We start from the raw sequence: 20,850 nt of genomic DNA, 5'->3' as shown, positions 1-20,850 counted from the left end.
CATGGCGATCATGCAATGCACCGTCCTGGTGGTCGACGACGACCCGCACATCCGCGACCTCCTGACCTTCGCCCTGCAGAAGGCCGGCCTGGCCACCCGCGAGGCGGCGGACGGCGAGGCCGCCCTGGCCGAGATCGCCCTGCGCGCGCCCGATCTGGTGGTGCTGGACATCAACATGCCGCGCATGGACGGGATCGAAACCTGCCGCCGCATCCGCGCCCGGGGCGACCTGCCGATCCTGTTCCTGTCGTCGCGCGACGACGAGATCGACCGGGTGCTGGGCATGGAGCTGGGGGCCGACGACTATGTCGTCAAACCCTTCAGCCCGCGCGAGGTGGTGGCCCGGGTCGCAGCCATCCTGCGCCGGGCGGCCCGCACCCCGCCGCCGCCAACCGCCGGCCATTTCGCCTGGGGCCGCCTCAGCCTCGACGCCGACGGCTGGCGCGCGCGCTGGCAGGAGGTCGAGGTGCCGCTGACGGTGACCGAATTCAGCATCGTCCGGGTGCTGGCCGACGCCCCGCGCCGGGTCTTCACCCGCGACGCCATCATCGACCGCGTCCACGGCCCCGGCTTCGCCATGACCGACCGCACCATCGACAGCCACGTCCGCAACCTGCGCGCCAAATTCGCCTCGGTCGGCGGGGCGGACGTGATCGAGACCCGGGCCGGCGTCGGTTACCAGCTCGGCCCCTGCCTCGGCGCGGCGGTGTGATCGCGCGGTTCCGGGCCTTCGTCCGATCGCACTGGCCGGCGCTCAGGCTGCGGACCATCCTGCTCTCGGTGCTGATGTTCGCCGCCATCCTGCCGGGGCTCAGCGCCATCTTCCTGCGCGTCTACGAGAACACCCTGGTGCGCCAGACCGAGGCCGAGCTGATCGCCCAGGCCGCGGCCCTTTCCGCCATGGCCGAAACCGGCTGGCCGGGAGCGGTCGTCCTCCCCTTCGACCCCGCCGCCCGCCTCGCCCCCGGCTATTATCAGCCCGAGGCCGCGACCATCGACCTGGGCTCGACGCCGATCCTGCCGGCCCGGCCGCCGGCGCGCGTCCCGACCGCCCCGCCAGACCCGGACGCCGTCGCCGTCGCGGCCCGGCTCGATCCGGTCATGGAGCGCACCAGCCGCACGACCCTGGCCTCCATCCTCTTCCTCGACCGCCGGGGGGTGGTGATCCGCGGCCATGGCCGGGGCGGCGGACTGGGCGACCTGGTCGAGGTGCGCGCCGCCCTGTCCGGCCAGGCCCGCACCGTCCTGCGCCGCAACGACGCCTATCGCCCGCGCTATTCGATGGAGTGGCTCAGCCGCGCCTCCGGCCTGCGCATCCACCACGCCCGGCCGGTGGTCGTGGACGGCCAGGTCCGGGGCGTGATCCTGACCTCGCGCTCGCCCCGCGCCCTGTTCCGCGGCATCTACCAGGACCGGATCAAGATCGGCCTCGGCATCGTCGGCACCCTCGGCCTGATCGCCTTTCTCGCCGTGCTGGTCGCCCGCGGCATCGCCGGCCCCATCGAGGCGCTCAGCCGCGCCGCCCGCGACGTCGCCACGGGCGGCGGCCCCCTGCCGCCCACGCCCGCCACCGCCGCCGTCGAGATCCGCGCCCTCTACGAGGATTTCGGCCGCATGGCCCAGGCCGTCGACCGCCGCTCCCGCTATCTGCGCGACTTCGCCGCCGCCGTCAGCCACGAGTTCAAGACCCCGCTGGCCGGCATCCAGGGCGCGGTCGAACTGCTGCAGGACCACGACGACATGGAGCCGGACCAGCGCCGGCGCTTCCTCAACAACATCGCCGCCGACGGCCGCCGCCTGTCGGCCCTGGTCACCCGCCTGCTCGACCTCGCCCGCGCCGACATGGCCCGGCCCGAGGCGGGCCTGTCGGTCGACCCCCGCCCGCCGGTGATGAAGGCGGTGGACGCCCGCTCGGACCGGCTGGCCATCACCGTCCGCCTGCCGGCGGATGCGCCGCGCGTCGCCGTCCCCGCCTCGACGGTGGAGATGGTTCTGTCGACCCTGCTGGAGAACAGCCGCCAGGCCGGCGCGGCCGCGGTGACCGTCGAGGCGAGGCCCGTCGGCGACCGGCTGGTGCTGACCGTCTCGGACGACGGCCCCGGCGTCGCCCCGGCCGACGCCGGCCGCGTCTTCGAGCCCTTCTTCACCACCCGGCGGGGCGAGGGCGGGGCCGGTCTGGGCCTGTCCATCGCCCGCGCCCTGCTGGCCGCCAGCCAGGCGACGCTGGAGCTGGTCCCGTCGGCGGAGGGCGCCGTCTTCGAACTGGCCCTCCCGCTGGCGGAGGAGACGGCGACCTAGCCCTCCCGCGCCGGCTCTTCCTCCGGCCGGCGCACCAGCGACACCAGCACGACGCTGATCATCATCAGCAGGAACCAGCTGCCCAGCTTCTCGACCGACACCGGATGCCAGCCGTCGCTCTGGGACGGATAGACCCAGGCGTTGGCGAAGGTCGCGATGTTCTCGGCCAGCCAGATGAAGGTCGCGACGAGGAAGAACCCCAGCAGGAACGGCATCGCGCGCCGCTTTCGGTCCGGGGTGAAATAGAACCAGCCCCGCCCGAACAGAACCGCCGTCGCCGCGAACAACCCCAGCCGCACATCCGGCAGCCAGTGATGGGCGAAGAAGTTGACGTAGATCGCCGCCGCCAGCACCCACGTCGTCCACAGCGGCGGATAGTGGCGGAAGCGGATGTCGAAGATGCGCTGGATGCGGGCGATGTAACTGCCGACCGCCGCATACATGAAGCCCGAGAACAGCGGCACCATGCCGATCCGCAGCACGCTGTCCTCCGGATAGATCCACGAGCCGTGCTGCGTCTTGAACAGCTCCATGATCGTGCCGACCACGTGGAAGACGAAGATCACCCTCGCCTCCTCCCAGCTCTCCAGCTTCAGCGCCAGCATCGCCGCCTGGATGGCCAGCGCCCCGACCACGAGGAAGTCGTACCGGCTGACCGGCGCCGCGTCCGGCCACCACAGATGGGTCGCCAGCAGCAGGGCCAGCATCGCCCCCCCGAACAGACAGGCCCAGCCCTGCTTGATGCCGAACATCAGGAATTCGAAGCCGTGGCGGGACCATGCGGCCCGGTCGGCCCAGGTCTGCAGCCGCCCCAGCCAGTGGCGGCCCCGGGTTTCGAGCGGCAGGCGGGCGGAATCGGTCATGCGCGGAGGTTAGCGGGTCGGAGACGCGCCGGGCGAGGAGGTTCGGTGCAGGGGCCGTTCCGCGCCAGCAACAGACATTGAAGCCGTACCAGCAAGCGGACATTCGTCTTGGCCAAGGCCGAAGAATGGTGGGTCCCCGCAGGTCGTCGACACCGGCTACGCCGCTGGAGTTGGTGCCCCGGCCCCATCAGCGGTCGGCACAGGGCGGCCAAGTTGCTGGGCGCGCGCTTCGGGACGCGCGCTTTTTCCGCACACTAACCGGGACATTGACTTCTTTCCAACGTACACATATGTGTGCGAAATGAATGCGCCTCGTCACTCCAAGCTCGGCATTAGAATAGCGCAGCTCCGCCTGATGGCGGGGATGGCGACGCAAGCCGACTTGGCGCGCCGTGTGAAGACTACGCAGCAGTCGATCAGTCGATGGGAGGCGGGAATGTCCCGCCCGCGCGAAGCGCAGTTGGATGATCTGGCGAAGGCGTTGCTGGTGGACCCGGCGCAGCTGCGCGAACTAGCGGGGTACGGCAACGCCACCCCGCTCACCTACGCGGTTCCGTTCCCGGTTGATCGCCTCGATCCGGAAAAATTCGAGCGTATCGTCGAGTGGATATTGCGTGCGCGCCACCCCGAGGCCGAGGTGCGCCGCGCCGGCAAGACCGGCCACAAGCAGGACGGCGAAGACGTGTCCGTGCTGTTCCCGGACGGCGAGCTGCATTCCTATCAGTGCAAGCGTCACGACCAATTTGGTCCGGGGAAGGTGAAGGCGGCGGTCGATGCCTACACCGGCAAGGCGTCCAAGAAGGTGCTTGTGCTCAGCCGCACCGCCAGCCCGCAGGCCGTGGAGGCAATCCGCGCCTTCCCGGGTTGGGAACTGTGGGACATGGAAAGCCTGACCAGCGTCATCCGGGATCTGCCGAAGGACGATCAGATCCGCTTGGTCGACATATTCTTCCGGGGCCAACGCGAGGCCCTCCTGGGCGAGCCTGAACCGGGGGCGTGGCTCACGCCCGAACAGTATTTCGAACCGTTCGAAAGCCAAGGCGCGGTCTTCGATCTCGCGACGCATTTCGAGGGGCGCGAAGCCGATCTGGCAAAGCTCGATCAGGAGTTTGCGCAAGACGGGGCCAACGTCGTCATCCTCAACGGGGCGGGCGGCGTCGGAAAGTCCCGGCTGCTGCGCGAATTTCTCGATCGCTACCACACGGCCCATCGAACAACCCGCATTCGTGTGCTGTCGCTGGCCGACCAGCCGACCCGCAAGAACCTCGACGATCTGGGTGGCGGACCGAAGCTGCTTGTCGTGGACGACGCCCATACGCGCGACACGCTGACCACCGTGTTGGACTACGTGGCGGTCGAGGCCAATCAAGCCAAGCTCCTCATTTCGACGCGGCCCTACGCGCTATCTCGCATCCTGCGGGAAACCTCGGCCTACAAGGTCGACCCGCCGCCGGTGATCGAACTCGGCGCGTTGCCCAAAGCAGAAGCCGTGGCTCTGACAGGCCGCGCGCTGGCGGACTACGACCTCGACGAAAGCTGGGCAGAGCCCATCGCGCGCGCGTCTAGCAATCTGCCGCTCGTCGCCCTGATGATGACCAAGGTCATCGCCAAGGAAAGCTTGAGCCTCGAGCTCGCGAAAAACGCCGAGGCGTTGCGCAATCAGGTGCTCGCGAAGTTTGGGGACGCGGCGACGGATATCGGGACCGAGAGCGACAAGCGTCAGCTTCGCTCCATCGTGGACGTCCTGTCTGTCGTTCAACCGTTCCACATTGAAGACCTGCAGCTGTTCGACCTCATCGCCACCGTCACGGCGATCCCGGCCATCGACGCCTCTCGCTTCCTGCGGATGTTGCTCGAAGGGGGCGTCATCTATCAGCGCAGTCAGGAATACCGGCTGATGCCGGACCTGATTGCGGACTACTACATCGAGAAGAGCTGCATCGCGCCGTCGGGGAAACTCTCTCTATTCGCGCACGCCATTCTGGATGCAGTGCCCGCGTCGCTGCTGGGCAACGCCTTGGTCAACCTCGGGCGGCTGGATTGGCGGTTGACGAGTGGCGATCCGTCCAACAGCCGCCTGCTGGATGGCATGTGGCAGAAGCTTCGTTCGATCGACACGACCTATGACGGTCGATTTGACGCGATTGCGGAGGTTGCGATCTTCCAACCGCGCCAGGCGCTGGACTTCGTGCGCGCGGCGATGGCTGAGAAGCGGCTGATCGAGGCGCTGCCCACCATCCTGCGCAACGTCGCGTTCGCCTATGACTATGTCGAGGAAACCTGCGCGCTGTTGTGGGAGCTCGGCCGGGACGACCCGCGCGAGACGGGTCCGCACCCCCAACACGCGCTGCGCGTCCTTACCGATCTGGCCGGCTATCAGGTGCAGAAGCCGGTCCTCTACAATGAAAAGGTTCTCGATTTCGCGCTTGGGCTGCTGGACCAGCCTGAGGCGTGGAAAGGCGCCCACACTCCGCTGGAAGTTCTCGCGCCGATCCTGAGCGGCGAGGGGATGACGACGACGTCAGACCGTCGTCAGTTCACCATGACGCCGTTCTTCGTGTCGTTTGATGTCGTCCGTCCGCTGCGGGCGAAGCTGATCGATCACGTGATCGATCGCCTTCCCACCGCTGAGGGCAAACGGGGCCATCGCCTGGGCATGTTCCTTTCAAACGCCCTTCGCTCCCCGCATGGAATGCTGGGATCGTCGCCCGAGAGCTCGCTGCGGAAGAAGTACAAGGCGGAGTTTGTCGACACGCTTCGGCGTGTCCGCGCCGTGGTGGAAGCTGGCGGTCTGGACGCGATGACCGCCATTGGCATCGCTGGCGGGGTGTCCTGGCATGTCCAGCACGCAACGGGTGCGGAGGCGGACGAGGCGAAGGCGATCTTCGCCGCTCTGCCGTCGGACCTCGAGTTCCGCACGCGCGCCGGCCTGATGGATGGCTGGGGCCATACCTTCATTGGCCTGAAGGACGTTGACCAGTGGGACACGGAAACGAAGAAGTGGATGCGCTGCATCACGGACGATCTGCGCGCCGCGTTCCCGGACCCCGAAGCGTTGCTTGCCCACATGGAGCGGGCGCTTCTCGACGTTCGCGCCGTACGCGCGGACGCCAGTAGCGCCTTCGTTCTCATCAATGAGGTGTTGGCCGACAATCTGCCGTTGGCGAAAGCGCTGCTCGCAGATGCGCAGACGCGGCGTCAGTCGCCGATGCGCGACTTCGTCAGCAATGCGCTCGGGGTCTGGCTGCGCGCTGACCGGCAAGGCGCGCGCGGGCTCATCCGCAAGTTCCTGACGTCGGGCGACACGGACCTGGCCGCCGCGGCCGCCGCATCCCTAAGCTATTTCCGCGACCCGGAAGCCGAGGACATCGCGCTGCTGAGCATCGGGCTGGCCTCCGCCGATGCGCGGGTCGCTTCATGGGCGGTCAACACCCTGTCTTCATGGCGTGAGCTGTCCGAACGTGCCTTGCTCGACCTGACGCGCCTCGTGCAGTTCACCGACGCGTCGATGGCCGAACAGGTGGCGCGTTTGTGGACGGGCTTCCATCGTGAGACGATCCTCGATGCTTCGACGCGTGAAGATGCCGAGCACTTCCTTGAACGGGCGCGACGCCTGCCCGAACTGAATGGGCACTGGCTCGAAACCCTGCTGTCGGAGTTTTCCGTCCGGCACCCGTTCCTGCTGGTCGAGTGGTTCTTTGACCGGGTCGAACACGCGGCTGAAATGCAGTCGTTTGACATGCGGCCGATCAACTACGGGCCCTACGTGCATGTGCCGCTCCGCTTCTCTGAAAGCGGTCAGGGCATCGCCCTGCAACGGCGGGTGTGGGAATGGCTGCGCGCGCACTGTGACAAGAAGAACTTCTATTTCGAGCACCACGCCGCGAACCTTCATGACGCCTTCTTCCTCGGCAGCGCCGACGACGTGGTTCAGTTTTTTGAGCCGCTGATCGAGAGCGCGTCGGCGAGCGAACTGACAACGATTTCCGGGCTCCTGAAGGAGGCCAGCCAGACCTTCATCTTTACGCACCGCGCATTCGTGATCCGCTTCCTTGAGCGGTGCCGCGCCGTCGATCGCGACACCTACGAACTGGCGTCCGAGCGCCTGTGGAGCTCGGCCGTGTCTGGCATGCGCGGCGGTGTCGTCGGCGAGCCGACGCCCCAGGACCTGCGAATGCGCGACGGCGCTATGGAGGCCCTGAAGGTCATGACCCGGAGCTCGGCCGCGTGGGAGCTCTACGACAATGTGCGTCGAGATGCCGAGCGCAACATCGAGCGAAGCCGCCGCGAAGGGCTGGAGTTCCACTGATGGCAAAGCCGCCGCCGCATCATCCCCGCCTGAAAATCCGCATCCCGTTCTTCTTCGAAGCGGAGGGCGAGGGACTCTGGCCTATCCTCTGTGTGGCGTTTTTGGGTCTGATTGTAATCCTTACACTGTTTATCATAGGCGCTCGGTTCTAGGTCGATATTGCCGGGAAGCGGACGCTCTGAAGGTTCGCATTGAGTCAGAAGCAGCCCCGCCTTATCCCCGCCCGCGATACGTCGGCACGCCCTGATCGGGCAGCCACAGCCCCTCGGGCGCCGGCCCCGTCTGCCAGAAGACGTCGATCGGTATGCCGCCGCGCGGGTACCAGTAGCCGCCGATGCGCAGCCATTTCGGCTGCAGCAGATCGGCGATCTTCTTGCCGATGGCCACAGTGCAGTCCTCGTGGAAGGCGCCGTGGTTGCGGAAGGCGGTCAGGTAGAGTTTCAGGCTCTTGCTCTCGACCAGCCAGTCGCCCGGCGCATAGTCGATGACGATGTGGGCGAAGTCCGGCTGGCCCGTCACCGGGCACAGGCTGGTGAACTCCGGCGCCGTGAAGCGGGTCAGGTACAGCGTCCCCGCGTGCGGGTTCGGAACGCGTTCCAGCTCGGCCGTTTCCGGCGACGTGGGCTGGACGGTGTGCTGGCCGAGCTGGTGCAGGCCCGAGGTGTCTGTGGTCATGCAGGCGATCTAGCCGGTCGGGGCCCCGGCGTCATCCGCCCATGTGGAAGTCCAAGCGGGAGTCCATGCCGGACGATGTCCCGGTTTCGTCCCCCCTTGTCCCCGACCTGTCCCCGCCACGGGGACAAACCGGGCGGGGACAAATCCGTCGATCCCGCGTCGTCGCGATTTGCCTTCCCCCGGGGCGCCCCGCTATCCGTAGCCAAAGACAACTCGGGGAGCTCCGCATGGCCATTCCGGCATCGCTGCAAAAGGGTCTGAAGCTGCCGGTCATCGCGGCGCCCATGTTCCTGGTCTCCGGACCGGATCTGGTGGTGGAGTGCTGCAACGCCGGGGTGATCGGGACCTTCCCGTCGCTGAACCAGCGCACCACCGAGGGCTATCGGGAGTGGCTGCACGACATCAAGGCGCGGCTGAATCCCGACGCCGCCGCCTTCGGCGTCAACCACATCGTCCACCCGACCAATCCACGCCTGATGGCCGACATGATGGTGACCGTCGAGGAGAAGGTCCCGCTGGTCATCACCTCGCTGGGGGCCGTACGCGACGTGGTCGAGGCGGTGCACGGCTACGGCGGGGTGGTGTTCCACGACATCGCCAACATCCGCCACGCCCGCAAGGCGGCCCAGGCGGGGGTCGACGGGCTGATCCTGGTGGCCAACGGCGCCGGCGGCCACGCCGGGGTGGTCAATCCCTTCGCCCTGGTGGACGAGGTGCGGTCCTTCTTCGACGGAACCATCATCCTGTCGGGCTGCCTGTCGACCGGCGGCGACGTGGCCGCGGCCCTGATGATGGGCGCCGACTTCGCCTATATGGGCACCCGCTTCATCTCGACGACGGAGTCGACGGCCCAGGCCGAGTACAAGCAGATGATCGTCGACGCCGGGGCGTCCGACATCACCTACACCCCCGCCGTCTCGGGCATCCCGGCCAATTTCCTGACGCCGTCGCTGATCGCCAACGGCATCGATCCGAAATCCCTGCCCGAGCACAAGCTGGACATGGGCGAGGAGGCGCGGGCGTGGAAGACGGTCTGGTCGGCCGGCCAGGGCGCGGGCGCGGTCCACGACGTCCCGGCCACGGCCCAGCTTGTCCGTCGGCTGACGGACGAATTTACGCAGGCCTGTGACAAATTCGACAAGAAGCGTCTCTAAGACCCCGCCTCGTTCAACCGAGGCGACTCAATGCTCCGCACCCTGACCGCCGCCGCCGCCGCGGCGACCGCCCTGCTCGCCTGCGCCGCGCCCGCCGCCGCCCAGGACCCCGCGCCGCCGTCCGGCAGCTGGTCCTTCGCCTTTGGCGCGGGCACCGACAACCGCTCCAAGGACGCCTCCAAGTCCGACGGCGACGCCTATGTCTGGGGCGAGGCCGAATGGGAGAGCGCCTCCGGCCTGTTCTACGCCGGCCCCGGCCTCCAGACCATCAAGAGCTCCAGCGGCTCCGAGCTGGAGCTGGCCGTCGGCGCCGGACTCCGTCCCGAGGTCGCCGGCTTCGACCTCGACCTCAACCTCACCCACAAATACCAGGTGGACGCCGCGCCCGGCTACGACGACGGGGCCTGGGAGGTCACCGCCGACGTCAAGCGCTCGATCGGACCGGCCAGCGGCCGCCTCCGCCTGCAGCACTCGCCCGACGGCACGGGCTCGACCGAGGCCTGGACCTGGGTCGAGGCCCGCCTCGGCTGGGACTTCACCGACAAGCTGTCCGCCTCCGCCTCCCTCGGCCGCCGCGAACAGGACAACAGCGTCGACTACACCGGCTGGAACGCCGGCCTCACCTACGCCCTGACCCGCAACCTCGAGGCCGAGCTGCGCTATCACGCAACCGATGCGAACGTGCCCGGCGAGCAGTACGCCGACGCCCTGGTCGCCGGGATCAGCGTCGCCTTCTGAACCCGCGAACCGGGCTCGCTTTTCCCGCCCGTGTTCCTATCTAGGGAAGATGAGCACCCATCGTCCCACGACCCTCGAACGCGCCTATGAACTGGCGCGCGGCGGAGGCTGCCGCACCGTCGGCGAGATCAAACAGGCGCTGCAGGCCGAAGGCTTCGAGCGGATCCAGGATTCCCTGTACGGCCCGACCCTTACGGCCGCCCTGCGCAAGCTGTGCCAGGAACACTATGTCGCCGACCCCGAAGGCGAGGCCGCCGAATAGCGTCACGGCTTGATTTCGCCGCGCCGACGCGCCACAACTCCTCCCGTCGAGCTCTCTGCGAAACGCCACCCTCTGCTTTCGCACTGAGGTCTAGCCGCTCCATTCAGACCCGACAGGCTCCAGGGGCTCTTCCCTGAGGTCAACGCCTAACGGAGGTCTCAAATGGCTACCGGCACTGTGAAATGGTTCAACTCCACCAAGGGCTACGGCTTCATCCAGCCCGATGACGGCGGCAAGGACGTGTTCGTCCACATCTCGGCCGTCGAAGCGGCCGGCCTGCGCGGCCTGGATGAAAACCAGAAGGTTTCCTACGAAATCGAGCGCGACAAGCGTTCGGGCAAGGAATCGGCTGGTCAGCTGAAGACCGAAGGCTGAGTTCAGGCGTCGGTCTCCTACGCGTGATTTCGACGGCGGCGCGGGCGAAAGCCGGCGCCGCCGTTTTGCTGTCCGAACGGCGCCGCTTGCTATTGGGCGGCAAAGCGCCCATCTGAGGCCTCGTCGATCTCACTGCGAAACGCTGCTGCCCCTTTGCATCGCGCACCGAGGTCCAAAGCCGATCCCATTCAGACCCGACAGGCCGATCCGGAACCTCTTCCGGCGGTCAACGCCTAACGGAGGTCTCAAAATGGCTACCGGCACTGTGAAATGGTACAATTCCACCAAGGGTTACGGCTTCATCGCCCCCGATGACGGCGGCAAGGACGTTTTCGTCCACGCCTCGGCCGTCGAAACGTCCGATCTGGGCACGCTGAACGAAAACCAGAAGATTTCCTACGAAGTCGAACGCGACTCGCGTTCGGGCAAGGAATCGGCCGGTCGCCTGAAGGCCGCCGAATAGTTCCGACGAACGACCCTGCTGGAGATCACTCCGGCTGACGGAAGGGCCGGCCGCCGAACAGGCGCCGGCCCGACTGTTTTCAACTCCTGGAGATGCCGATGACCCCGCTGGCCGAAAAGCTCCCGACCATGAGCGACGCCGATCTGAAGGCCCTGCGCCTCAATGCGGTCCGTCTGTCGGAAAGCGGCTCCCCGACCAAGATGGCCACCGCCGCCGAACTGGTGCCCCTGATCGACGCCGAGGCCGCCCGCCGCGCCGCCGACAAGACGACGATCGTGGTCAAGAAGCCCCGCGCCCCGGCCAAGAAGAAGGTCGTCCCCGCCAGCGGCCACCAGACCGCCCTGCCGGACACCAAGGCCGCCTGATCTTTCACAGCTCGGTCTGCTATCGTGTCTCCGGACTTCACCGGAGTTTGGCGTGTGACCGACCGCTCGTTCTCCCCGCCCGTCGCGCGTCTCACCCGGGCCGTCTCGATCGACCATACCCTTTCCCGGATCATTGGTCCCAAGGGAGAGTTTGCTCGTATCAGGATCGCCTTCGCGCCGAGGGCCCACGGGGATCACATCGATTTCGTGGACCAAAGTTCGTCGGATACGATTCCGGACGAGTACAGGTCGGGGATTGAGGGCGCAGTCCGCGAGCGCCTTTCCGCAGCAGCGTTTGCTTCCTGCCCTTTGGTCGGCGCGGTCGTCACATTGGAAGGCGGCGCCTACCACGATGTGGATTCAAGCCACTCAGCCTTTGTAGCGGCTGCGCGAGGCGCCGTGGACAAGCTCGCCCTGAGCGACGCCATCGCATGGCCGCCTGATGACGAGCCTCCCGCTTCCGGGAAAGCCGCCTTGCGCGCCTAGCCCAGCGCCTGATCCAGATCCGCGATCAGGTCCTCGACCTCCTCTACGCCGACAGACAACCGGATCAGGTTTTCCGTCACCCCGCCCGCCTCGCGCACCTCTTTCGGCACCGAGGCGTGGGTCATGATGGCCGGGTGGTTGACCAGGCTTTCGACCCCGCCCAGCGACTCCGCCAGGGTGAAGACCTGAACCCGCTCCAGCACCCGTTTGGTCCGCTCCAGATCGCCGTCGATCAGGACCGTGACCATGCCGCCGTAGCGGCCGTTCATCTGGCGTGACGCCAGCTCATGCTGCGGATGGCTGACCAGACCCGGATAGATCACCTTCGCGATCCCCTTCCGCTCTTCGAGCCAGCGCGCCACGGCCAGGGCGTTCTCGTTGTGCGCCTTCATGCGCAGGCCGAGGGTCTTCAGGCCCCGGTTGGCCAGGAAGGCGTCGAACGGCCCCATCACCCCGCCGACCGAATTCTGGAGGAATTTGATCTCCTTCGCCAGGTCGGGGTTCGCGGTGACCAGCGCCCCGCCGATAATGTCGGAGTGGCCGTTCAGATATTTGGTCGCCGAATGCATGACCACGTCGGCGCCCAGCGCCAGCGGCTGCTGGCTCCAGGGCGTGGCGAAGGTGTTGTCGACGATCAGCAGCAGGCCATGCGCCTTCGCGATCCTCGAAAGGCCTTCGATGTCGGCCAGCTTCATCAGCGGATTGGTCGGGGTCTCGGCCCAGATCAGCTTCGTCTTCGGCGTGATCGCCGCCTCGACCTTCGCCAGGTCGCTCAGGTCGACATAGGCGAAATCCAGCCCCATTGACCGGCGCCGCACCCGCTCGAACAGCCGCCACGAGCCGCCGTACAGGTCGTCGCCCGTGACGATGTGCGACCCGGCGTCCAGCAACTCCAGCGCCGTCGAGGTCGCCGCCATGCCGCTGGCGAAGCCGAAGCCGTGGGTCCCGCCCTCGAGATCGGCCAGACAGGCCTCGAAGGCCTCGCGCGTCGGGTTCTTGCCGCGGGCGTATTCATAGCCCTTGTTCACGCCCGGGCTTTCCTGGGCATAGGTCGAGGTGGCGTAGATCGGCGTCATCACCGCGCCCGTCGTCGGGTCGGGCCGCTGCCCGGCGTGGATGGCGCGGGTCGAGAAGCCCTGGCTGTTCTTGAGGTTGGCCATGGCTTTAGCGGTTCAGGCTGAGGTGGTTGATCAGGTCGGTGCGCGTGATCAGGCCGACGAACTTTTCGCCTTCCAGCACGATGGCCACGCGGTCGCGGTCGAATAGCGGAATCAGGGCGTCCAGCGGCTCCGACACCTGCACCGTGTCGAGATCGCGGGTCATCACCGTGCCGACCGGCTTCCTGAAGCGCTCCTGGCGGGTGATTTCGTCGGTATTCATCACATGGACGATGTCGCTCTCGTCCAGAATACCCACCAGCCGGCCGTCCTGGATGATCGGCAGCTGGGACACGTCCGCGCCCCGCATCCGCTTGAAGGCGGTGTCCAGGGTGTCGTCCGGCCCGGCCACAACCACGTCGCCCTTCTCGTATTTGCGCGAGATCAGGTCCGACAGGTCGCCGTGCAGCGGCTGGTCGCCCAGACCCTGATCCGCCAGCCAGGCGTCATTGTAGACCTTGGACAGGTATTTGGCCCCGGTGTCGCAGACGAAGGTCACGACCCGCTTCGGCTCCGTCTGCTCCCGGCACCAGCGCAGCGCGGCGGCGATCAGGGTGCCCGACGACGACCCGGCCAGCACGCCTTCCTTGAGCAACAGTTCGCGCACCGTCGCGATCGCCTCCGCGTCCGGGATCGAATAGGCCTTGTCGATCAGGCTCATGTCGGCCGTGTCCGGCACGAAATTCTGGCCGATGCCCTCGACCGTGTAGCTGCCCTCCGGGCCCGGCACGCCCTCGTTGACGATGCCGGCCAGGGTCGAACCAACCGGATCGGCGAGGATGATCTGCGCCTTCGATCCCACGCTCTTCAGGAAGCGGGCGATGCCGGTGATGGTGCCGCCGGAACCGATCCCGGCGACGAAGGCGTCGATGTCCCCGCCCATCTGCTCCCAGATTTCCGGACCCGTGGTCTGGAAATGGGCCAGGGAGTTGGCGTCGTTGGCGAACTGGTTGACGTAGAATCCGCCCGGGATCTGCTGCGCCAGCCGCTCGGCCATGTCGGTGTAATATTCCGGATGCCCGTGCGGCACGTCCGAACGCGTCAGGCGAACATCCGCCCCCATCGCCCTCAAATGCTGGATTTTTTCCTTGGACATCTTGTCCGGGATGACCAGAAGCACCTTATAGCCCTTGGCTTGGCCCACGAGCGTAAGCGCCAGCCCCGTATTCCCGGCCGTCGCCTCGACGATGGTCCCGCCGGGCTTCAGAAACCCTTCCGCTTCGGCCGCCGCGATCATCGACAGGGCGATGCGGTCCTTGATCGACCCGCCCGGGTTCTGCGCCTCCAGCTTCAGGAACAGACGGCACGGGCCGGTGTCGATCTTCGTCACCTCCACCATCGGCGTCTTGCCGATCAGGTCCAGCAACGAGCCGGTCGGACCGGACAGGACGGGCGTGGCAGCCAAAGACATTCAGACACTCCAGAGGGTTCGCGCCGGAAGCTAGGCGCAGCCCCCCTCCATCACAAGCCGCGCAAGATTTCGCCTCCGAAGAGGCCAGTCGTGCGTTATCAAGGATACAAATGAGCAAATCACCCCGCCGGCCCGTCGCCGGACTCCCCGACGAAAAAACCCTGATCGCCTTCCTCCGCGAAGCCGGATCGGCCGAGAAAACCGACATCGCCCGCCACTTCGGCCTGAAGGGCGGCGAGCGCCGCGCGCTGCGCGAAATGATCCGGGCCCTCGAGGAAGCCGGAAAACTGGGCAAGCGCGGCCGCAAGGGCTTCGCCGAGGTCGGCGCCATGCCCGCCGTCGGCGTCGCCGACGTGGTCGAGCGCGACGTGGACGGCGAACTCTACGTCCGTCTGGTCGAGGCCTCGGCCGACGCCCCGCGCGCCCTGCTGGTCCCCGACAACGACAAGCCCGGCCCCGCGCCTGGCATGGGCGACCGCGTCCTGGTCAAGTTCGCCCGCGGCGAGGACGGCTGGGAAGCCCGGCTGATCAAGAAGCTGGACGCCGGCGCCAACAAGGTGCTGGGCGTCATCCGCAAGTCCAACAAGGAGGTCCGGGTCGAACCCGTCGACCGCCGCTCGAAGGATGTGCTGCTGGTCCCCCACGCCCAGGCCGAGGGCCTGCGCGACGGCGATCTGGTTCTGGCCGCCATCGAAAAGGGCGACCAGCGCTACGGTCCCAAACGCGGCAAGATCCTCGAGAAGATCGGCCACGAGGGCGACGCCCGTGCCGCCTCGCTGATCGCCATCGCCGCCCACAATGTACCGATGGGCTTCTCCGAGGCCGTCGAAAAGGAGGCCGGGGATCAGGAACTGCCCTCGCTCAAGGGCCGCGAGGACCTGCGCGACCTGCCGCTGATCACCATCGACCCCGCCGACGCCCGCGACCACGACGACGCCGTCTACGCCATGCGGGACGACGATCCGAAGAACCCGGACGGCTGGGTCGTCTGGGTCGCCATCGCCGACGTCGCCGCCTACGTCCGGCCCAACACCCACCTGGACCGCGAGGCGCGCGACAAGGGCAACTCCACCTACTTCCCGGACCGCGTCGAGCCGATGCTGCCCGAACGCCTGTCCAACGGCCTGTGCAGCCTCAGGGAGGGCGAGAACCGCGCCTGCCTGGCCGTGCGCATGGTCTTCGACAAGGACGGCAAAAAGACCGGCCACAAGTTCGTGCGCGGCCTGATGCGATCGCAGGCCAAGCTGTCCTACGAACAGGCCCAGGCCGCCGTCGACGGCCAGCCGGATGACGCGACCGGCCCGATCATGGAGGCCGTCCTCTACCCGCTGTGGAACGCCTACCGGACCATGCTCAAGGGCCGGCTGAAGCGCAGCCCTCTGGCGATCGAAAGCCCGGAACGCCGCATCCGTATGAACGACCAGGGCCAGATCATCTCGATCGAGCCGCGCGTCAGCCTCGAGGCCCACCGGCTGATCGAGGAGATGATGATCCAGGCCAATGTCTGCGCCGCCGAGACGCTGGAGCAGAAGAAGACGCCCCTGCTGTACCGCGTCCACGACGCGCCCAGCCAGGAGAAGCTGTTCAACCTCGGCGACTTCCTCCAGACCATCGGCAAGCCGTGGACCAGAGGCGAACCCGCCACGACCAAGCGGTTCAACAAGTTGCTGGACGAAACGCGCGGCGGCGACCACGCCGAGGTCGTCAACGAGGTGGTCCTGCGCACCCAGATGCAGGCCATCTATTCGGCCGAGAACGTCGGCCACTTCGGCCTGAACCTCGACCGCTACGCCCACTTCACCTCGCCGATCCGGCGCTATTCCGACCTGATCGTCCACCGCGGCCTGATCCGCGCCCTGGGCCTGGGCAAGGACGGCCTGACCGAGCGTGAGGTCGTCGAACTGCCCGCCATCGCGGAACAGGTGACTATGACCGAGCGCCGCTCCATGGCCGCCGAGCGCGCCGCCATGGACCGCTACATGGCCGCCTTCCTGCAGGAGCGGGTCGGCGCGACCTTCCCCGGCCGTATCACCGGCGTGACCCGATTCGGCCTGTTCGTCCGGCTGGAGGAAACCGGCGCCGACGGGCTGGTTCCGGTGTCCTCGCTGGGTACCGAGTACTTCAGCCATGACGACAAGTCCCACGCCCTGGTCGGCGAGCGCACCGGCGCGCGCTGGACCCTGGGCCGGACCGTCGAGGTCCGGCTCAAGGAGGCGACGCCCATCACCGGCGGCCTGGTCTTCGAGATGCTGTCCGACCCGGCGCCGCGCGATCCCAACGCGCCCGCGCCCCGGCTGGGCCAGCGCGCCCGCGGCCCCGGCGGCGGCGGCTTTCCCAAGCGCGGAGGCGGTCGTCCCGGCGGGCCCAAACCGCCCAAGGGCGGGCGACCGTCCGGCGGGCTGAAGGGCGTGCGCAAAGGCAAACGGCGCTGACGTCGGGATTCGTCACGACTTCGACCCAAGGGTTCGGCTAACGTCAGTCCGGGAGGACGTCATGATCAGACTGAACAGGAAGACGACCGCCGCCTTGCTGGCCGCCTTCATGCTCGCCGCCCCGGCGGCGGCGAATGACAGCGTCGCCTCCATGGGGGCCGGCGGTCTGGTTCTGCAGCGCACCGACGGCATCGAGATGCGGTCCGAGGATCTCTACGTCTCGGCGGAGGAAATCCGGGTCCACTACCGCTTCTTCAACCGAACCGACCGGGACATCGCCACCCTGGTCGCCTTTCCCATGCCGGACCTGCACGGCGGGATCGAAAGCGATGTCGCGCTTGAGGATCCCCTGCGGATGCCCTTCACCACGACGGTGAACGGCCGCCGCGTGGCGACCAATGTCGAACAGAAGGCGATGCTGAACGGCGTCGATCACTCCGACATGATGCGCGGACTCGGCGTGCCGTTCTCGCCCCGTGGCGACGCCACCCTGCAGGCGCTCGCCGCCCTGCCCCGGCCCCAGATCGACATGCTGATCGAGATGGGGCTGGTCGAGGACCGCTCCTGGACCGACGCCGGCGTCCGACATCCGGAACTGACTCCCCTGTGGACGCTGAAGACCACCCACTACTGGACCCAGGTCTTCCCCGCCGGGCGCGAGCTGGATGTGCGTCACAAATACGCCCCCGCCGTCGGCGGCTCGGCCGGCAGCGGCTTCGGCGATCCCGCCATGGCGGACAGCGAATATCTCAACGAACAGGCGACGCAGTACTGCACCGACGACGCCTTCGAGGCGGGCGCCCGGCGCATGCGGTCGCGCGGCCTGTATCTCACCGAGACCTGGGTCGACTACATCCTGACCACCGGCGCCAACTGGGCCGAACCCATCGGCGACTTCCGCCTGGTCGTCGACAAGGGCTCCTCGCGCAATCTGGTCAGCTTCTGCGGCGAGGGCGTGCGCAAGATCAGCCCGACCCGGTTCGAGATCCGGCGGCGGAACTACACGCCGACGAGCGACCTGTCCGTGCTGATCCTGACCGGAACCCGCATCGACGACTGAAGCGTCCGCCTCGATCCGGGAATCGTCGGGCCGGGTGAGCCGCGGTCGTGCTATGGCCCCGAAATGAGCGCCCCCTTCGATTCCGACCGCGACCTGACCGACGCCCCCCGCGTCGGCGGCCGCCAGCCGCCGAAGGACGCCGCCACCCTGATCCTGACCCGCGTCCGCAAGGGGGAGGCCGAGGTCCTGATGGGCCGCCGCGCTCCGGGTCATGTCTTCATGGCCGCCAAATGGGTCTTTCCCGGCGGACGGGTCGATCGCTCGGACTTCAACGCCGCCTCGGCCAATGATCTGGCGGCCGCGGACCTGTCACGTCTGATCCGCGAGGTTCCCGTCCGCCGCGCCCGCGCCCTGGCCCTGGCCGCCGTGCGGGAGACCTTCGAGGAGACCGGCCTGCTGCTGGCCGCCCCGGCGCCCGTCGCTTCCGTCGCCGGTTCCTGGCGCGAATTCCGGGCCGTCGGCGCCCTGCCCGACCTCGCCGCCCTGTCCTATGTCGCGCGCGCCATCACCCCGCCGGGGCGGACGCGCCGCTTCGACGCCCGCTTCTTCATGGCGAACGCCCGCGCCCTGCTGCATCCGGAACCGACCGCCGGTTCGGGCGAGCTCGACGAGATCGCCTGGCTTCCGCTTGCGGAAGCCCGCACCCTGGATCTCCCGGCCATCACCCGCTTCGTGCTCGGCGAGGTGTCCGAACGGCTCTCTCATCCGACCCGGCCGCTGCCCTTCGTCCGCATGGTGCGCGGCCGGCATGTGGTCGAACACCAGGACTGAACCAGCGTCCTCATGGACGAGGGTCCGCGGCGCGACTAACCTCATGCCATGACGCCAATGATCCTGGCCGGCCTGGGGGCCTATGCTCCGCGCGAACACCGGCCGTCGCAGGCGCTGGACGCCGTGTTCGGCCAGCCCGCCGGCTGGACCGAGACGCAGTTCGGCATCGCCGCCCGCGGCGTCGCCGCTCCCGACGAAACCACCTCCATGATGGGCGCCGAGGCCGCGCGCCGGGCCCTGGCGATGGCCGGCTGGGCCGAGGGCGAATTCGACGTTCTGATCGGCGCCTGCGCGGTGATGGAACAGCCCATTCCCGGGGCCTCGGTGCTGATCCAGCAGGCCCTGGGCCTCGGCAAGTCCGGTATCTGGGCCTTCGACGTCAACCAGACCTGCCTGTCATTCGTGACGGCGCTGGACGTCGCCGCCATGGGCTTTGAGACCCGCCGCTTCCGCCGCGCCCTGATCGTATCCAGCGACATCGCCTCGGCGGGGCTGGACTGGGACACGCCGGCCTCGGCGGCTATCTTCGGCGACGGGGCCGCGGCGGTCTGCCTCGAGGCCGGAACGGACCCTGACGGTCCCGGCCTGCTGGCGCGCGGCTTCGAAACCTATGGCGAGGGCAAGGACCTGGCCACCCTGCGCAGCGGCGGGACGCGCATCCGGGTGGAGCATGGACTGGAGGCCCTGACCGAGGGCGCGCGCTTCCACATGGACGCCTTCGGCATCTTCAAGGCCGCCGCCCGCGCCCTGCCGGCCCTGATCGACCGGGTGCTGGGCGAGGCGGGCCTGACCCGCGAGACGGTCGACGTCATCGTCGGCCACCAGGCCAGCGCCCCCGGTCTGGAGCATGTGCGGCGGCTGATGGGCGGCGATCCGGCCCGGGTGATCGACATCTTCGCCACCCACGGCAACCAGATCGCGGCCTCGCTGCCGACTGTGCTGGCCGAGGCGCGGGTTCGCGGACTGCTCGCTCCTGGCAGGACCGTCCTCCTGCTGGGAACGGCGGCGGGCGTCAGCGCGGCCGCCATGGTGCTGCGGACGTGAGCCGCCGGGCGCTGGTCACCGGCGCGACCGGCGGCCTGGGCCTGGCGCTGACGCAGGCCCTGCTGGACGCCGGCTATACGGTCCGCGCGACCGGCCGGAGCCCGGCGGCGATCGACCGGCTGGCCGCCCTGGGGGCCGAGGCCGTCGCGGGCGACCTGTTCGATCTTGGACCCGACGCGGTTTGCCAGGATATTGATGTCGTCTTCCACGCTGCGGCCCTGTCCAGCCCCTGGGGACCGGACCTGGCCTTTCAGCGGGCCAACGTCGATCTGACCGCGGCCCTGCTCCGGGCCGCGCGAAAGGCGAGGGCGGAGGCCTTCGTCTTCGTCTCCTCGCCCTCGGTCTACGCCCGCTGGGCCGACCAGACCGACATCACCGAAGACACGCCCTGGCCCGCGCGCCCGCTCAACGCCTACGCCCGGACCAAGGGCGAGGCCGAGGCCCTCGTGCTCGCCGCGGACGCGCCGGGATTCCGCACCGTCGCCATCCGTCCGCGCGCCCTGGTCGGTCCCGATGACGCCGTCCTTCTCCCGCGCATCCTGCGGCTGGTGCGACGCGGGCGGTTTCCGCTGTTCCGGGAGGGGCGGGCCCTGGTGGAAATGACCGACGTGCGCGACGCCGCCCGCGCCCTCGTGCTGGCCGATATCCACCGGGAGGCGGCCGGCGGACAGGCGGTCAATATCGCGGGCGGGCGATCGACGCCCGTCGCCGGTCTGGTCGGCAGGCTCGCCCAGGCGCTGGGAACGGAGGTTCGAACCCTGTCCGTCCCGCTCGTTCTCGGCCAGGTCTTGTCGGTGGGCGCGGACACCTTGTGCCGGGTCCTGCCCGGCCGGCCCGAACCCGTGCTGACGCCCTACACCCTGTCCACCCTGGCCTGGTCCCAGACCTTCGACCTGACCCGGGCCCGCCGCCTGCTCGACTATGTTCCCGAGTACGACGCCGTCGAGACGGCCATGGCGGTCGCTCCCCGGCTGGCGGGGTCATGAA

The 20,850-nt window shown here is 68.2% G+C and carries 19 protein-coding genes; 15 read left to right on the top strand and 4 right to left on the bottom strand.

Translation table 11 applies throughout. The annotated features are described in order from the left end of the window. The first annotated feature begins 1 nt into the window (after position 1). Together Q8Q71_RS09545 and Q8Q71_RS09540 are read left to right on the top strand one after the other, a co-directional pair. Positions 2-712 (top strand): response regulator transcription factor, encoded by a 711-nt coding sequence (locus Q8Q71_RS09545; protein ID WP_305759351.1) that lies wholly within the window; start codon positions 2-4, stop codon positions 710-712. After that, positions 709-2,298 carry a HAMP domain-containing sensor histidine kinase gene (locus Q8Q71_RS09540; RefSeq protein WP_305759350.1) on the top strand — a complete coding sequence of 530 codons (1,590 nt, stop codon included), beginning with the start codon at positions 709-711 and terminating at the stop codon, positions 2,296-2,298. The genes Q8Q71_RS09545 and Q8Q71_RS09540 overlap by 4 nt, the downstream gene beginning before the upstream one ends. On the opposite strand, the gene Q8Q71_RS09535 is transcribed toward Q8Q71_RS09540, so the two are convergent. Continuing rightward, positions 2,295-3,161: a DUF817 domain-containing protein gene (locus Q8Q71_RS09535; RefSeq protein WP_305759349.1), complete on the bottom strand. Its 867-nt coding sequence runs from the start codon at positions 3,159-3,161 to the stop codon at positions 2,295-2,297. The two genes, Q8Q71_RS09540 and Q8Q71_RS09535, sit on opposite strands and share 4 nt — an antisense overlap. 301 nt (positions 3,162-3,462) lie before the next feature. On the opposite strand from Q8Q71_RS09535, the gene Q8Q71_RS09530 reads away from it, so the two are divergent. Further along, positions 3,463-7,470 (top strand): helix-turn-helix domain-containing protein, encoded by a 4,008-nt coding sequence (locus Q8Q71_RS09530; RefSeq protein ID WP_305759348.1) that lies wholly within the window; start codon positions 3,463-3,465, stop codon positions 7,468-7,470. A gap of 213 nt (positions 7,471-7,683) precedes the next feature. Here Q8Q71_RS09530 and queF read toward each other — a convergent pair whose 3' ends face one another. Continuing rightward, complete coding sequence (queF, locus tag Q8Q71_RS09525) at positions 7,684-8,145, bottom strand: preQ(1) synthase (RefSeq protein ID WP_305759347.1); 462 nt, start codon at positions 8,143-8,145, stop codon at positions 7,684-7,686. 227 nt (positions 8,146-8,372) lie between these two features. Here queF and Q8Q71_RS09520 point away from each other — a divergent pair, with 227 nt between their 5' ends. The 7 genes from Q8Q71_RS09520 (at position 8,373) to Q8Q71_RS09490 (ending at position 11,988) form a co-directional block, all read left to right on the top strand. Further along, entirely contained in the window at positions 8,373-9,299 is a 927-nt protein-coding gene (locus Q8Q71_RS09520; RefSeq protein WP_305759346.1) for a nitronate monooxygenase family protein, read from the top strand. Positions 9,300-9,329: 30 nt separating this feature from the next. Further along, positions 9,330-10,037, top strand: coding sequence for a TorF family putative porin (locus Q8Q71_RS09515; protein WP_305759345.1), 708 nt, complete (start codon positions 9,330-9,332; stop codon positions 10,035-10,037). 49 nt (positions 10,038-10,086) lie between these two features. Next, complete coding sequence (locus Q8Q71_RS09510) at positions 10,087-10,299, top strand: hypothetical protein (RefSeq protein ID WP_305759344.1); 213 nt, start codon at positions 10,087-10,089, stop codon at positions 10,297-10,299. 162 nt (positions 10,300-10,461) lie between these two features. Next, complete coding sequence (locus Q8Q71_RS09505; protein WP_305759343.1) at positions 10,462-10,674, top strand: cold-shock protein; 213 nt, start codon at positions 10,462-10,464, stop codon at positions 10,672-10,674. Between the two features lie 250 nt (positions 10,675-10,924). Next, positions 10,925-11,137: a cold-shock protein gene (locus tag Q8Q71_RS09500; protein ID WP_055828885.1), complete on the top strand. Its 213-nt coding sequence runs from the start codon at positions 10,925-10,927 to the stop codon at positions 11,135-11,137. A gap of 98 nt (positions 11,138-11,235) precedes the next feature. After that, positions 11,236-11,502 (top strand): hypothetical protein, encoded by a 267-nt coding sequence (locus Q8Q71_RS09495; RefSeq protein ID WP_305759342.1) that lies wholly within the window; start codon positions 11,236-11,238, stop codon positions 11,500-11,502. A 54-nt stretch (positions 11,503-11,556) separates the two neighbouring features. After that, positions 11,557-11,988, top strand: a complete 432-nt coding sequence (locus Q8Q71_RS09490; protein WP_305759341.1) for a hypothetical protein — start codon at positions 11,557-11,559, stop codon at positions 11,986-11,988. Here the strand turns inward: Q8Q71_RS09490 and Q8Q71_RS09485 are convergent. Both Q8Q71_RS09485 and Q8Q71_RS09480 read right to left on the bottom strand, forming a co-directional pair. Further along, the gene (locus Q8Q71_RS09485; protein WP_305759340.1) at positions 11,985-13,148 is read right to left on the bottom strand and encodes a cystathionine gamma-synthase; all 1,164 of its coding nucleotides are present in this window, start codon (positions 13,146-13,148) and stop codon (positions 11,985-11,987) included. The genes Q8Q71_RS09490 and Q8Q71_RS09485 overlap by 4 nt on opposite strands. Before the next feature lie 4 nt (positions 13,149-13,152). Then, a complete protein-coding gene (locus tag Q8Q71_RS09480; RefSeq protein ID WP_305759339.1) occupies positions 13,153-14,556 on the bottom strand; it encodes a cystathionine beta-synthase in 1,404 nt (467 codons plus the stop codon). 110 nt (positions 14,557-14,666) lie between these two features. Here Q8Q71_RS09480 and rnr point away from each other — a divergent pair, with 110 nt between their 5' ends. The 5 genes from rnr to Q8Q71_RS09455 all read left to right on the top strand — a co-directional run bounded on the left by rnr (position 14,667) and on the right by Q8Q71_RS09455 (position 20,849). Further along, entirely contained in the window at positions 14,667-16,988 is a 2,322-nt protein-coding gene (rnr, locus tag Q8Q71_RS09475) for a ribonuclease R (RefSeq protein ID WP_305759338.1), read from the top strand. A 61-nt stretch (positions 16,989-17,049) separates the two neighbouring features. Then, positions 17,050-18,048: a DUF4424 domain-containing protein gene (locus Q8Q71_RS09470; protein ID WP_305759337.1), complete on the top strand. Its 999-nt coding sequence runs from the start codon at positions 17,050-17,052 to the stop codon at positions 18,046-18,048. Positions 18,049-18,111: 63 nt separating this feature from the next. Then, a complete protein-coding gene (locus Q8Q71_RS09465) occupies positions 18,112-18,819 on the top strand; it encodes an NUDIX domain-containing protein (RefSeq protein WP_305759336.1) in 708 nt (235 codons plus the stop codon). Between the two features lie 48 nt (positions 18,820-18,867). Beyond that, positions 18,868-19,863, top strand: a complete 996-nt coding sequence (locus Q8Q71_RS09460; RefSeq protein ID WP_305759335.1) for a 3-oxoacyl-[acyl-carrier-protein] synthase III C-terminal domain-containing protein — start codon at positions 18,868-18,870, stop codon at positions 19,861-19,863. Continuing rightward, complete coding sequence (locus Q8Q71_RS09455; protein WP_305759334.1) at positions 19,860-20,849, top strand: NAD(P)-dependent oxidoreductase; 990 nt, start codon at positions 19,860-19,862, stop codon at positions 20,847-20,849. The genes Q8Q71_RS09460 and Q8Q71_RS09455 overlap by 4 nt, the downstream gene beginning before the upstream one ends. Position 20,850: the final 1 nt, after the last annotated feature.

It is taken from the genome of Brevundimonas sp. (genome assembly GCF_030704825.1).
Classification (GTDB): Bacteria; Pseudomonadota; Alphaproteobacteria; order Caulobacterales; family Caulobacteraceae; genus Brevundimonas.
This window is presented reverse-complemented; position numbering and strand designations above follow the sequence as displayed.